This is a genomic window from Janthinobacterium tructae (assembly GCF_006517255.1).
Taxonomy (GTDB): Bacteria; Pseudomonadota; Gammaproteobacteria; order Burkholderiales; family Burkholderiaceae_D; genus Janthinobacterium; species Janthinobacterium tructae.
Window position 1 is genome coordinate 116868 of the sequence record NZ_CP041185.1, and the last position, 14324, is coordinate 131191.

The 14324-nt window shown below is 60.0% G+C and carries 12 protein-coding genes; 9 read left to right on the forward strand and 3 right to left on the reverse strand.

Annotated features, from left to right (window positions below; translation table 11 throughout):
• Positions 1-87: 87 nt before the first annotated feature.
• The 3 genes from FJQ89_RS00505 to FJQ89_RS00515 all read left to right on the forward strand — a co-directional run bounded on the left by FJQ89_RS00505 (position 88) and on the right by FJQ89_RS00515 (position 4168).
• Entirely contained in the window at positions 88-1002 is a 915-nt protein-coding gene (locus FJQ89_RS00505; protein WP_141168605.1) for a LysR family transcriptional regulator, read from the forward strand.
• A 309-nt stretch (positions 1003-1311) separates the two neighbouring features.
• The gene (locus tag FJQ89_RS00510; RefSeq protein WP_423245182.1) at positions 1312-2427 is read left to right on the forward strand and encodes a patatin-like phospholipase family protein; all 1116 of its coding nucleotides are present in this window, start codon (positions 1312-1314) and stop codon (positions 2425-2427) included.
• Positions 2428-2521: 94 nt separating this feature from the next.
• The gene (locus FJQ89_RS00515; protein WP_141168606.1) at positions 2522-4168 is read left to right on the forward strand and encodes a methyl-accepting chemotaxis protein; all 1647 of its coding nucleotides are present in this window, start codon (positions 2522-2524) and stop codon (positions 4166-4168) included.
• A 404-nt stretch (positions 4169-4572) separates the two neighbouring features.
• Here the strand turns inward: FJQ89_RS00515 and FJQ89_RS00520 are convergent, their stop codons facing one another.
• Positions 4573-5799, reverse strand: coding sequence for an FAD-dependent monooxygenase (locus FJQ89_RS00520; RefSeq protein ID WP_141168607.1), 1227 nt, complete (start codon positions 5797-5799; stop codon positions 4573-4575).
• Positions 5800-5936: 137 nt separating this feature from the next.
• Between FJQ89_RS00520 and FJQ89_RS00525 the strand changes: the two genes are divergently transcribed.
• The gene (locus tag FJQ89_RS00525; RefSeq protein WP_141168608.1) at positions 5937-6878 is read left to right on the forward strand and encodes a LysR family transcriptional regulator; all 942 of its coding nucleotides are present in this window, start codon (positions 5937-5939) and stop codon (positions 6876-6878) included.
• A 1072-nt stretch (positions 6879-7950) separates the two neighbouring features.
• On the opposite strand, the gene FJQ89_RS00530 is transcribed toward FJQ89_RS00525, so the two are convergent.
• Entirely contained in the window at positions 7951-8907 is a 957-nt protein-coding gene (locus FJQ89_RS00530; protein WP_141172551.1) for a sensor domain-containing diguanylate cyclase, read from the reverse strand.
• Positions 8908-9412: 505 nt separating this feature from the next.
• Positions 9413-9829, reverse strand: coding sequence for a hypothetical protein (locus FJQ89_RS00535; RefSeq protein ID WP_141168609.1), 417 nt, complete (start codon positions 9827-9829; stop codon positions 9413-9415).
• A gap of 571 nt (positions 9830-10400) precedes the next feature.
• On the opposite strand from FJQ89_RS00535, the gene FJQ89_RS00540 reads away from it, so the two are divergent.
• The 5 genes from FJQ89_RS00540 to FJQ89_RS00560 all read left to right on the forward strand — a co-directional run bounded on the left by FJQ89_RS00540 (position 10401) and on the right by FJQ89_RS00560 (position 14303).
• Positions 10401-10868: an SRPBCC family protein gene (locus FJQ89_RS00540; protein ID WP_243136325.1), complete on the forward strand. Its 468-nt coding sequence runs from the start codon at positions 10401-10403 to the stop codon at positions 10866-10868.
• Positions 10869-11066: 198 nt separating this feature from the next.
• Complete coding sequence (locus FJQ89_RS00545) at positions 11067-11915, forward strand: creatininase family protein (protein ID WP_243136327.1); 849 nt, start codon at positions 11067-11069, stop codon at positions 11913-11915.
• Positions 11916-11972: 57 nt separating this feature from the next.
• Positions 11973-13241, forward strand: coding sequence for a YncE family protein (locus FJQ89_RS00550; protein WP_071078051.1), 1269 nt, complete (start codon positions 11973-11975; stop codon positions 13239-13241).
• A gap of 13 nt (positions 13242-13254) precedes the next feature.
• On the forward strand, positions 13255-13860 hold the full coding sequence (locus tag FJQ89_RS00555) for a pyridoxamine 5'-phosphate oxidase family protein (RefSeq protein WP_141168611.1): 606 nt from the start codon (positions 13255-13257) through the stop codon (positions 13858-13860).
• 71 nt (positions 13861-13931) lie between these two features.
• Positions 13932-14303: a VOC family protein gene (locus tag FJQ89_RS00560; RefSeq protein ID WP_205704544.1), complete on the forward strand. Its 372-nt coding sequence runs from the start codon at positions 13932-13934 to the stop codon at positions 14301-14303.
• The last annotated feature ends 21 nt before the right edge of the window (positions 14304-14324 follow it).

Genomic DNA, 14324 nt, shown 5'->3' on the forward strand with positions numbered 1-14324 from the left:
GGAATCTGATGATAGTATGGACGTAATCCATGAAAAAGTGGCTGAAAATCCACTCATAACGGACAAATATTCCCTAATCGAGAAGGTATGGATAATCTGAACGGCATTGCCGCCTTCGTGCGCGCGGCGGAAACTTCCAGCTACGTGGCGGCCGGGCGCTTGCTCGGCGTGTCGGCCTCGGCGGTGGGCAAGAGCGTGGCACGGCTGGAAGAAAAGCTGGGCGTGCGCCTGCTCAACCGCAGCACGCGGCGCATCAGCCTGAGCAACGAGGGTGCGCTGTTTTATGAGCGCTGCCAGCGCATCCTGGCCGACCTCGGCGATGCCGAGGCGGAACTGTCGCACCTGGCCGAGGCGCCGCGCGGCAAGCTCAAGGTCAGCCTGCCCGTGATCGGCTACCGCATCATCCTGCCCTTGCTGGCGGACTTTACGCGCCAGTATCCCGAGATCGAGCTTGACCTCGATTTCAACGACCGCCTGGTCGACGTGGTGGCCGAAGGCGTCGACGTGGCCGTGCGCAGCGGCACCTTGACGGATTCGCGGCTGATGGCGCGCGAACTGGGGCCGTTCGCGTTTGCCATCGTGGGTTCTCCCGCGTATTTTTCCCGCCATGGCGTGCCGGCCACGCCGCGCGCGCTGGAAGGGCATGCCTGCGTGCGCTATAAATTCCCCACCACGGGCAAGTTGCAGGAATGGGCGCTGCAGCGTGCCGAGGGCGACAGCGGCGGCGAACTGCGTTTGCCGACCGCCTTGACCTGCAACAATATCGAAGCCTTGATCGGCGCCGCCACGCAGGGCGTGGGCCTCGCGTATTTGCCCGATTTTATCGTGCGCGACGCCATCGGACGGGGCGAACTGCAAGCCGTGCTGGGCGACTACCTGCTGTACGCGAGCAAGTTCTGGGTGCTGTGGCCATCGAGCCGCCATCTGTCACCGAAAATCCGCGTCTTTGTTGACCATCTGTGTACCCACCTGCATTTTTCGGTCCCACCTCGCGTCACCTGAGCGGTCTGGCAGCCGCCATGGCGGCCAGTTGAGGAATATTCCTACCCCAAAGAGATTTTTCCTAACATTGCGAAATATTTATTTGCTGCGATGCGTCACGCCACGCCGCGTGCCGTCAACTTATACCCTTTCTGAATACCCATCATGCGTTAATTAAATTGCCATAAGGAATTTAATTATGTTAATTTCATATCTGTTTCGGCAGTATTGCAATAGTTTCCTGTTGCTGGAACATGGCATGCATCAGCGTAGTCAGCGTGTAGTAACCAACAATTAGGGCGTGAGCCCGGTTCCATTCAGGGAGTGTGCATGAAGACAGCAAGCACGATGCCGCCACATCCGGCGCCAGCCGCGACACCTGCCCGCAAGACGGGCCTGCTGCTTGGTGGCGGTGCACCAAATTCCACCTTGATCGCGGGCGCGCTGGCCGCGTTTCTCGATGAAGGCATCGAATTCGATGTCATTTCCGCCTCCGGCGCGGGTGTGCTGATGGGTTTGCTTTACACGACACCGCACGAAGCCACGCCGCGCCAGGCCTTGCAAAGCTGGGCCGACACGGGTGTGGCCGACAGCATTTACAAGATGATCCCGATCAACTACAAGGTGTTCCAGAAGCCGGGCATGCAGGCGAGCACTTTCCGCGACGCCTTCCAGCCGCCGGCCAACAATCCTTTTTTTCAGGCCTTCCAGCAAACGTTTGCGGGCGTGCCCACTGCCTGGTCGGACTGGGGGAAATTGATGGTGTCGTCGCTGTCGCCATCGGACCTGTCGGCCAAAAGCCTGGGCCTGTGCGCGCATCTGCCCTTTCTGGAAAAAGCCGTGGATTTTTCGGGCGTGGCGCGCATGCGCCCCGATTTCTACATCAATGCCTATAACCTCAGCGAGCACCGCATGCAAATCTGGGGCAAGCATGAGATCGCACCGATCCACGTGCGCGCGGCCCTGTCGTTCCCCTTCCTGTATGCGCCCACCACCATCGATGGCGACGACTACATCGAAGGCGCAGCCCTCGACACGCTCAATTTCGAGGCGTTCATCGAAGGCAAGGGCGAACACGCTGACGCCGACACGCTGGTCATCCTCGACATCCTCGGCGACGAACGCCTGCTGCGCAAGCCGCGCAACCTGTACGACGCCTGGGTGCGCTCCATCATCACGCCGCTGGTGAAAATTTCCAAGAGCGAGCTGCGCCTGTTCGAGCTTGAGCACAACACGGATGCGCGCACGGGCCAGCCCAAGCGGCGTCTGTTGAAACTCGATCTGATGGGCGGCATCCCGGAGCAGCACTGGCCCGACACCCTGGACTGGTCCAGTTCGAACATGCAGCTGCTGTTCGACGTGGGCCACAAGGCGGGCCTGGCGTTTTGCCGCCAGCATGGCGACTTGCTGCGCCGCACGCCTGACGTTTCCCCGCTGGCCGCCTAAGCTCGCGCCGTTTGCAACCGGTCCCGGCCACCTGATCGGCAGCTACTCATCCCGCCTGGCCCTGCCAGGCTGCTTTTTTTGACTGTGAAACACCATGAATATCACCAAGCAATTAATTCTGACTCTTAGCATCGCCTTGCTGGCCCTGCTATTGCTGGGCGCCGGTGGCGCCATCCAGCTGCAGCGCGCCCAGGAGCGTTTTGACACCGTGCAAAACCGCATCATCCCCAGCATCCAGGGCTTGAATGCGGCCAAGGGTTTCCTGGCCGATTCGCGTCTGGCCGGCTACCGCTTGTCCGTGTTCTCGAACCTGGCCGACAAGACGGCGCTGGACAAGGCCGTGGCCAGCGCCAACACGAATTTCGACAAGGTCATCGCCACCTACCGCGCCGAGCGCCTGTACGACGCGACGGACAGCAAGATGCTCGACGCCGACCAGGCCGCCATGGAAGCGTACCGCCGCGCGCTGGTGCCATTCTTTGCCGCTGCCTACGCGGGCGACATGGATGGCGTACGCGCCACCTTGCTGGCCGGCACGCCGCTGGCCATCACGGCCGCTGCCGCGAAAAAGAGCATGGATGACCATATCGCCTACAACAACAAGCTGGTCGATGACGTGAAGGCCGAAAGCCTGGCCGCCTACGACACGGCGTTCAACACCATGCTGGCCGTGCTGGGCGCGGCCGTGCTGCTGACGGGCGCGCTGGCCTGGCATATCTACCGCACCATCAGCGGCGGTCTGGGCAATATCGAACACACCCTGGAGCGCGTCAGCGCCTCGCTGGACCTGTCCGCCGCCATGCCCGTCGAGCGCATGGATGAAGTGGGCCGTACGGCCACCGCCTTCAATAAATTCCTCGAACGCATCGTCGACGTGATCGCCACCGTGCGCACCTCGGCCGATACGGTCAGCGTGGCGGCCGCGCAGATTTCCGCCGGCAATGCGGACCTGTCCGTGCGCACCGAGCAGCAGGCGTCGTCGCTGGAAGAAACCGCCTCCAGCCTGGAAGAGCTGACCTCGGCCGTGCGCCAGAACACGGACAATGCGCGCCAGGCAAATACCCTGGCCGTGTCCGCCTCTGACGTGGCCCGCAAGGGCGGCGCCGTGGTGGCGCAAGTGGTGGGCACGATGGGCTCCATCAATGAGTCGGCGAAGAAGATCGCCGACATTATCGGCGTGATCGACGGCATTGCCTTCCAAACCAACATTCTGGCGCTGAATGCAGCTGTGGAAGCGGCGCGCGCGGGCGAGCAGGGCCGTGGCTTCGCCGTGGTCGCCACCGAGGTGCGCAACCTGGCGCAGCGCTCGGCGGCTGCCGCCAAGGAAATCAAGGGCTTGATCGAGGACTCCGTGGATAAAGTCAACACGGGCAGTGTGCTGGTCGACCAGGCCGGCGCGACCATGGAAGAAATCGTCGCCAGCATCCGTCGCGTGACGGACATCATGGGCGACATCGCCAACGCCAGCCACGAGCAGAGCGCCGGCATCGAGCAGGTGAACCAGGCCATTTCGCAAATGGACCAGGTGACCCAGCAAAACGCGGCCCTGGTGGAAGAGGCGGCGGCCGCAGCGTCTTCGTTGCAAGAGCGCGCCGTGGAACTGGTCGACGTGGTGGCCGTGTTCCGCCTGCGTGGCGATGCCCAGGCCAAATCGTTGAAAGTGGCGGGCGGCTTGCCGGCCCCGGTTTCAAGCGCCGCCAGCCGCCGCCTGGCGCTGCCAGGCCGCAGCGCCCGCGCTTGAACCTTGTGACAGCCCCGGTACGCCGGGGTTTTGGTGGTATCACTGTCCTATGCGGGAGCGTTGATGTCCTGCAGCTGTGGCGAGTGTCAGTAAAGTTGTTCGGGCTGGCCGGGCGGAAGAGAAGGTGGGAGGCGCCGTCCGGCTCGGTAGCAGCCAGGGTGCCAGCCTGACTTTCGGGCGCGTGAGTCCGTTTGCGCCCCATAGCTGCCGTTCGAGTTTCGATGGCCACGGTCTGCTAGGTAACGCTTACCGGCTGATGCCCACATGCAAGCTGACCGGATGCGTGGGAAGAGGCGTTTGCATAAAACCTGAAAAATCGGATCCAGCGCCTGTCAAGCTCAGCCGGCCGCTCGGCTTTCGTCACTGGGGACATGACTTTCTATCCGCGTGGAATCCAGTACACATCATTCAATGCGGTACAGGCTGTCAAAGCCGCCTACCTCCACTGACGTGCTGTCTGCCCCACCAAGCATCGGTAGACCCTGGCTCCATCCGGCTGCCAAGACCTGCACGTCACGCACAGGATCGGACGCCTTGGCCCTCTCGTTGCGGATGCGACAGGTTTCGGGATCTGTGGCGAACAACCCACGTGCGAAGACCCGGCCCTGTTCCGCCAGCCTTACGGTTTTGGGAGCACGAATTCTCGCAAACGCCTGGAAGATGTCTTCCAAGCCTCCACTTGCACCATCCAAGCACCGGGCCAAATGCCACGCATCCTCAAGCGCCTGGCAGGCTCCTTGCCCCGACGTCGGCAACGGCGCGTGCGCCGCATCTCCCACGAGCAGCACATTTGCCCGGCTCCACGTGTGCAACGGCTCCAGGTCGTGCACGGCGATCAGTCGGATGGCATCCGCCGGTGTCGCCTGGATGAGACGTGTGACAGGCTCAGGCCATTCCGCGAACAGGTCCTCAATTTCCTTACGCATATCCGCTGCAGGCGCCGCCGTCGGCAATGGCCGTGCCTGCGCCGCCGCCCAGTAGACCAGATCCGGCCGGACCGGCACGCAACCGAAGCGCTTGCCCGCCCCCCAGAAGTCTTGAATCGAAACATCGTTCACCAGCGCATGCGGCCCCTGCGCCACGCCAATCCAGTTCACAAAGCCTTGATAGATTGGTGTGTTGTCACCCGCGACAAACTTGCGCGCCACTGATTCCATGCGACCGTCGGCCCCAATGAGCAGATCCGGGCGGATGCTCGCGCCATTTTCGAAATGGGCCACGGCTCTGCCATTAGTATCAAGCTCAATAGCCACCGCCCGGCGCCCGAACTCCACCGGAATCCCTGCCCGTGCCGCATGATCCAGCAACACCTCCTGCAAGTGCCTGCGCAGCACCGTGTAGGTTGGGTATCCCATCGTCCGGTCCAGCAAACCAATATCGAGGCCCCCCAGTGCATTTCCCGCAGCATCCTGGCGACGCATTGTCAGCGGTCTACCGCCAATGGCCTCAATGTCTTGCAGCAGTCCCAGTTCTTCCAGCACAAAGCTGGCATTGGGCCAGAGCGTCACGCCAGCCCCCATGGTTGCCGGCCCTGCCCGGCGCTCATATACCCGGGGACTGTACCCTTGATTACTCAAGGCAAGCGCCACGCTCAACCCTGCAATGCCGCCGCCAAGTATTCCGATTTCCATGCTAAAGCTCTCCTATTCAATCCGTCCCGACGTGCCGCCGACGGCGATTCATCGGACGAGATGGCATATTAAATTCCGCCACTGTGGAGTACTAGTATGTAAAAATGGATAGCTTTCATACCTTAATCGGGATAATAATGCGCAATGCCCTCGACCTGAATACAGTCCGTGTCTACGTGGCGGTCGTCGATGAACAAAGCTTTGCCGGCGCGGCACGCCTGCTGACCCTGCCATCTTCTAACGTTAGCCGCCACGTCGCCTCGCTGGAACGCATGCTGGGCGTCCGCCTGCTGGAACGCAGCACCCGCCACCTGCGCATGACGGAAGCTGGCAGGCTACTCTACGAACGCGCAAAACCCTTGCTCGACGCCTTGCTCTCCACCGAGGAAGAGCTTGGCGCAGTACAGCGTGAGCTGCGTGGCCCCCTAAGGATGTGCATGCCAGGCGAAGCGCCAAGGCTGCTAGCTCCTATCCTGGCCGAATTCTGTAGCCTCCATCCAGGCATCGAGCTTGAATGCGATACTCGGATGACCGGGCTGGAGGTACTTCGAGAGGACGTCGATCTTTCAATCGTCTTCCACCGGGGCCATCAGGAGGACAGTACTTTCATCACCCGCGAACTCGCCACCCTGCCCAGCATCGTGGTTGCCGCCCCCACCTTGCTAGCCAAGACCGGCATGCCACGCTATGTGCGCGAACTGAAGTCTCTACCCTGCATCACCACCCTCAGTGCGCTGAAAGGTCAGCCCTGGCAGTTTCAGAACGCTGCGGGAGAAATCGTCAAGGTGCCGGTCCGCAGCCGTTACCGCGTCAACAGCGGAGAACTGGCAGTGGCAGGCGCACGGCAAGGCATCGGCTTCGCGATTGTGGCGGCCTATCCCTGCCAGGAAGATCTTGCTACGGGCCGATTGCAGGAGGTACCACTGGACCTGTGTCCCGCGCCCCTGAAATTACTGGGGGCATACAGCCATCGCCATTCCGTGACCGCGCGTGTGCGGGCGCTGCTGGATTTGATACAAGTGCGGTTGGCTGGGTCGGTTAACCCTCCCGTGGACCCCATAACTTGTGGAACGGTCTAGGATCGAGGTAGTGCACTGGACTCAAAGTGGAGTTCTTCGGAGCAGAAGCAGTCGCTCGGTATGACTTTCTCAATGTCAGCTTTTGGCCGGTTGCCGTCGCTGGCAGGTTACGCACCAATGCGGACTGCCATTCCCTGGCTGTAAATTGATGCGGCCCAGGAACGCGATTAGAAGACCACAAGCGTCCCATCAGGCAACAGACCACATGGCCAATTGCCTTCGTGATAAATCGTCAAAGCGTCAAGCCAAAAATTAGGTTGGGCATTCAAGACTTCCAAGGTAGCCATCCGCACACAATAGATTGCCGAGTCTTTGGCGGCTTGTGTGAAGTCGTTCGCCCCAGAGAAAATCGTCCTGTCGGGCACCACCCTCAATGATTTCAAGGCCAACTTGTAGGACTCCAAGACTGCTTGCTGGTACGCAGTTCCATTGTCCTTCAAGATGGTCCTGAGGTGCTCTCCATGGATCGGGTCGGGTTGATCGCGGGAGCTGGGCAGCCAGTCCATATCTGAAGCAATTTTTGCTAAGCTAGTGTCTAACTCCGCTGGGAAGCGTGGCCTGTCCCAGGCACTCAAATTCGGGAGCGCTATTTGGCCTTCGCTAGGTTGATAGCTACCTAGTGCGCTGAACCAAGGGGCGTTAACGACTGCATGTCTTATTCTGTCCATTAATCAACCAGCCTCTTAAGTCCAAGCATTTTCTACAAGGCCTGCTCCCGCAGCGATAGAGTCATGCTCTGCGCTTACGTGACAGGCCGATTTTGGCCGGTTGCCGCCGTAGGCGGGGGCCGCCCCTTGGCGGACGTAGCAGTCGAAGCGCGTTAAAACGGGACTAAAAGCCATCAAGCCTCGCCCTGTGTCATAGCTTGCCCGAAGCAGGAGTGCGTTTACGCTCTGGTAAGCTGTATCCTTTCCCCGTTCCATAAAACTCATCATGGACAACCGGCTTAAAACGGCATTTCCCACGAGCACTCGCTCCTTCTTAATATAGAGGTCCGCTTCTGGCCGGTTGCCATCATCGGCAGCTTCCGCCCCAAAGAGGAGGTTCGGCTTGTGAGCACTGGCGCGGAGGCTTACGACTCGACGTCGCATATACGGTCGCGCCCCCCGGACTTGGCCTGATAAAGACGGCGGTCTATTCTATCGAGAAAAACATGGGGGTCAACCAGGGCGCCGGGCAAGATAGTGCCGACGCCCATGCTGACAGTGACTAAGCGACCAACGCCGGAGCGTGCATGCTCGATTTCCTTGCGCGCCAGCAGCTTGCGACAGCGCTCGGCCACGTTGCGGGCTGCTCCCTCGTCCGTGGCTGGCAGCAGCAGCACAAACTCCTCGCCTCCCAGGCGGGCGCATAGGTCGCGCGAACGTGAAGCGCCCTCATCCATTGCCTGGGCTACACGACGCAAACAGTCGTCACCTTGCATGTGGCCATAATGATCGTTGTACTGTTTAAAATAATCTATGTCGATCACGATCAGCGACAGCGGTTCGCCAGTGGCGCGCGCCTTGGCCCATTCGATCGCGTACAGCGTGTCGAACATGCGGCGGTTTGCAACGCCTGTCAGGCTGTCGCGGTAGGTGAGCACTTCCAGCTCGCGCTGCAACTGGAGGATTTTGTCCTCGGCCTGCTTACGCTCGGTAATGTCAAACATGAAGCCAACCAGCGATTCGACGCTGCCGTCCTGGCGACGCACCACGTGCACGACGTCTCGGATCCAAACCTGTTCTCCGTCGGGCGTTAACGCCCGATAGTCGGCTTCGTGATCGAGGCCCATCTGCGACTGTGCGACACAAAAATCGACTGTCTTCTTGCGATCCTCTTCATGGATGCGTTCGGCCCAGTCGTTTACGGACAGCCAACTTGACTGTTTCCAACCGAGCAACTCCTCAATTTGGGGGCCAATGTAAGTGAAGCGCATAGTGGCCCAGTCGATTCGCCACGGAATTGCGCGGGTCGACTCCAGCAATGTTCGATAGACACCTGAATCGTCGCAGGCGACGGTGGAAGAATCGAGAGTAGGGATAGTCATCATGAATGAATGTGAGAAGGAAGGTATTGTGTACTGGATGTCCTGTATGGCCGGTTGACGTCGTTGGCAGGCCCGCCTGACTGTTTGCAACAGTCTCCAGCCACAGCTTATGAGTAGCTCAGCAGTGTCTAGTGAATTCGTGGCAATGTAAACATCCAGCAGCATCGTCACTGTCGACAATACCAGCAACTGTAGCAAAGCGGGAAACAAAGCTCGTGGTATCGGCTGCATGAACTTCCATTGCAAGCTCTTCGCCGGTAAGGCCAACGCTGATTTATTGCTCCCTACGCAAGAAAATAGCACCGATAACACCAAGGAAAAAAAATCCTGACATGAGCCGGTACAACTTCAGGTGCAAAGGTGCAAGCAAAGAAAATTAAGGAGAAAGAGAAATGCGGGAAATTTTCTGTCCCAGCTGAAGCTGCATTTCATATTCCATCATTTCATTATTGATTTTAGTTACTCAGGTTTCGCTTCAACGGCTGCTCCTGGCCGAACGCCGCCTTTAATCATAGGCCATTCGCTGCCCCACCTCGTATGCATTTTCATGGCAATAAAACAGGATAAGCGGCGTGTCGTTCGAATAGACCATCGCGTCGTCACGTGAAGGGACAAAAATATCCGACCAATTTTCGACCAGGTACACACTGCTGCATACGAAACAGTCGTCTTCTCCAAACACAACCACGACCTGCTGAATTCCCGGCACACGCGCACGTAACCAGCTGGTCGCGCTGACCACATCAGCGCCGAATGCGAGCCGCTCGATGGAGTCAACGGTGTTCACGTCCAGGCCGAGATGCGTCTTCGAGTCATGAAGGCCCACTAAATGATATGCGCGGCGAGCACCCTCGGCATTCAGCCAAACGATATCGGCTGAGTGGTGATTTAGCTCCTGAACCCTCCAATGTGTTGCGTTCATAGTCTCTCAAAATCCAAGGCGTTCATGGCCCGCATTTTTAGGGCAGCATCGTGCCCAGGTGTGACATACATGCCTGCTCACTTGCATACCGATTACACCTGGCTTAAAACAAGGCTGTCGCCATGACCAGATTCTGTCTGCGACAAGCATAAGCAGAATCTAATTACATTTATATGATAAAAAAACAGTGTATCCTACAATCCCGGCAGCTATGTTTTTGTCGATGCAAAGGAAAAGCCGCGGTGTTTGTTCCTGCTAGCGGAGTATCTTTTGATTGGCGCAATTATCATGGATATTCTGCATGATAAATGCTATGCCGCTGACTAAGTAATCCTCGGGAAATTAGTGTGAATCTATGACGAACAGAACCGGATGCTATGCAAGGCGCTCGCTGCGACGCAGTGCGAGCACTGCTAGCAGTGAGCAAGCCTCGTCGGCCACCTTGCAGAGCGCCGGTTATGGCAGTCAGAAATCACAATAATTTATTGGGGGTTACTTAATACCCAGGCACTGCGCGATGCCGGATAGCAGACGCAGTTACTTTTATCGCAATGATAGGGAGATCCCAAAATTGGCGCATATCGAAGAAAGCATCCACATTGCAGTTCCGCCCATGGTCATCGATCAAATCTGGAGCGAAGTCGACCGATGGCACTTGTGGGATCCGGATACAAAGCAAGCCCGGCTCAATGGGCCATTCGCAGCGGGAACACAGGGCAGGATAGTGCCGAACAAGGGGATGGGTATTCCGATGGTGGTTACCGAGCGCACCGCAGGCCGCTCGTTCACTGTCGAGGGCTACATCCCGCTGTTCCGTATCCACTTCGAGCACACGGTTGCCGCAGTAGATGGCGGAGCGGAAGTCGTTCACCGCGTGTGGTTCACTGGAGCGCTTGCTTTTCTGTTCGGACCAGGCGTTGCCAAACAAGTCCGGCACGGGTTACCCAAGACGATGCGCTCGCTCAAGGCCTATGCCGAGAAACGCCACGCGGCTCTCCATGACGGCGAGGTGGATGGGGCCAAGGCGACAATAGCCTGACAGATAGTTTCCCCTCGTCAATTCCTTGCAAAGCACTGCAGCAAATTAACGTGCCCTTCCTGTCATGATGGAATACAATTCCTGCGTGGCAGCCAGCTTGCCTGGCAAGGCCGGGCACGGCGTCACGCTTTGACCTTGGAAAGATGTTTGCTTATGACTCTGCAGTTCCCCCGGCCGAATGTACCTCTTGCGCCGCGCGTGCCCTCCATACTGTCCAAGCCATTCGGCTCCGTGTTTTCCTTGACCCTGTTCTGCCTGATTCCTGCCGCGTCCGCTCTGGCGGCCACGCCTGCCAGCAGCAGTGTCATGCTGGAAGAGCTGACCAGCACGGAGTTGCGCAGCCGTATCGACCACGGCGCTACCACCGTGCTGGTGCCGATCGGCGGCGTCGAGCAGAGCGGGCCGTATATTGCGCTGGGCAAGCACAATGTGCGCGCCGCTCTGCTGGCGCGCCAGATTGCGCAAAAGCTGGGCAACACCATCGTCGCGCCCGTCGTGTCCTACGTGCCGGAAGGCGCGATTTCTCCGCCGGCCGGCCACATGCGCTTTGCCGGCACGATTTCGATACCGCCAGCCGCCTTCGAGGCCGTGCTGGAAGGCGCGGCCGCCAGCTTGCGCCAGCATGGTTTTCGCGACATCATTTTCCTTGGTGATCACGGTGGTTACCAGAAGAACGAGCAGAATGTGGCGAATAAGCTCAATCGGGCCTGGGGCAAAGCATCCGCTGCCAAAGATGCGCGCGCGTATGCCTTGCTCGACTACTATGACATCACGCAATCGCAATATATTGCCGAACTGCAAAAGCGCGGCCACAGCAGCGCCGAGATCGGCCTGCACGCGGGCTTGGCGGACGCGGCGCTGATGCTGGCGACGGACCCGTCGCTGGTGCGCAGCGAGGCCATGGCCCACGGGCCCAAGCCTGGTGTGGCGGACGGCGTGCGCGGCGACGCCACGCGTGCCACGGCTGAACTGGGCCAGATCGGCATCAAGCTGCAGGTGGACACGTCGGTGGCCGCCATCAAGCAATTGCTGCAACGTAACAAGTAAATTCTCCGCCGGCGGTGCTGAACTTCCGGCTTTTGCAACGAAACGACGCGAAATCACATGAAAAAATCTCAACGACGCACCATCGTCACCTTGTCCGCCCTGGCAGCCGCACTGGCCGGCCTGGGCGTGGCCAGCCAGGTCATCGGCGCCAGCACGCCGGTCCCCGCCGCCGCGCCGGCTGCCGCCTATTCGCCGCTGCCGGGCATGCCGCCGCTGGTGGACCCGAAAAACGTGTACGGCAGCATCGGCAGCAGCAATATGAGCCCCGTCGTCAAGGATCACTTGCGCCGCGTCTACGTGCCCAACCTGCGCTCGAACGATGTGTATGTGATCGACCAGGACAGCCTGAAAGTGGTCGACAAGTTCAAGGTCGGCAGCGGCCCGCAGCACGTGGTGCCGTCGTGGGACTTGCGCACCCTGTGGGTGGCGAACAATGCCGAACGCACGGACAAGGGCAGTCTGACGCCGGTCGACCCCTTGACGGGCAAGCCGGGCAAGGAAGTGCCCGTCGATGATCCCTACAATATGTATTTCACGCCGGATGGCAAGTCGGCCATTGTCGTGGCCGAAGCGCGCCACCGCCTCGATTTCCGCGATCCGAAGACCATGGCCGTACAGTATTCGATCGACACACCTCAGTGCGGCGGCATCAACCATGCGGACTTCTCGAATGACGGCCGCTACGCCATGTTCACCTGCGAGTTCGACGGCACCATCGCCAAGATCGACCTGGTGGGGCGCAAGGTCGACGGCTACCTGAAATTGCAGATGCCGGCCAAGCGCTTTGCCGAGTCCGGCCCCGTGGGCGGCCCCGCGAATGAAATCTGCAGCGTCAAGAAGGGCATGCCGCAAGACATACGCATCTCGCCGGACGGCAAGAAATTCTTTATCGCCGACATGGATGCCGACGGCGTGCACATCGTCGATGGCGCCACCCTGAAGGAAATCGGCTTCATCCAGACGGGCGTGGGCGCGCATGGCTTGTACCCGAGCCGTGACGGCAAGAAACTGTACGTGGCCAACCGCGGCACGCACCGCATCCACGGCAAGCGCAATGGCAAGGGCAGCGTCAGCGTGATCGATTTCGCCACCGAAAAAGTGGTGGCGAACTGGCCGATTCCCGGCGGCGGCAGCCCCGACATGGGCAATGTGAGCGCCGACGGCAAGTATCTGTGGCTGTCCGGCCGTTTCGACGATGTGGTGTATCGCATCGATACGAACAGTGGCGACGTGTCCAAGGTAAAAGTCGGCCAGGAACCGCACGGCCTGACCGTGTGGCCACAGCCGGGCCGCTATTCGCTCGGTCATACAGGCAACCTGCGCTAGGCAGGGGAAGCGCATGGAAATCAATTCGCTGGAGCAACTGCGCGCGCATTATCCGCCCGCGCAGGGGCGCTCGCTGAGCAAGCAGCTAGACCATCTCGACCCGCATTGCATCGCCTTTATCGGGCTGTCGCCGTTCGTCGTGCTGGCCACGGGCGGGACTGGCGGCCAGCTCGACGCCTCGCCGCGCGGCGGCGCGCCAGGTTTCGTGCACGTGCTCGATGCCCATACCTTGCTGCTGCCCGATGCCAAGGGCAATAACCGCCTCGACAGTTTCAGCAATATTGCCGAGACGGGCAGGGCGGGGCTGCTGTTCATGATCCCCGGCGTCGATGAAACCTTGCGCGTAAATGGCGAGGCCAGTCTCAGCGACGATCCAGCGCTGCTGGCGCACTTTGCCGCCGAGCGCAACCCGCCACGCCTGGTCATGCGCCTGCGCGTGGCCGAGGCTTATTTGCACTGCGCCAAGGCCCTCATGCGTGCGCGCCTGTGGGACAGCACGGCGCAAGTCGAACGCTGCGTCTTGCCGACGATGGGCCAGATGATCGCGGAGCAGACGGGTGGCGGCGGGCCGCAGGAAACGCAGGCGCAGATGGTCGCCCGCTACGCGCCGGATCTGTAGTTTTGCTTGCCTAAAAGGCAATATTGGCGCATACTGCGCTTCCCGTCCCCTTACCTGCGAGGAGCACCATCATGATTCTTGATCACATCGGTTTGAATGTCAGCGATGCCCAGGCCAGCAAGGCCTTCTTTTCGGCCGCCCTGGCGCCCCTGGGCGTGTCGGTGGTGATGGAAGAGCAGGGCTGGGTTGGCCTGGGCAAGGATGGCAAGCCCGATTTCTGGTTCGGCGTGGGCGGCACGCCGCATGCCGGCATGCATCTCGCCTTCGCGGCGGACAACCGCGCCCAGGTGGACGCGTTTTACCAGGCTGCACTGGCAGCGGGCGGCAAGGATAACGGCGCCCCCGGCATCCGCGCCATGTATCATCCGAATTATTACGGCGCCTTCGTGCTGGGGCCGGACGGTCACAATGTCGAAGCCGTCTGCCACCATCCCGAACCCTGACAACGTTCATTACCAGAAGAG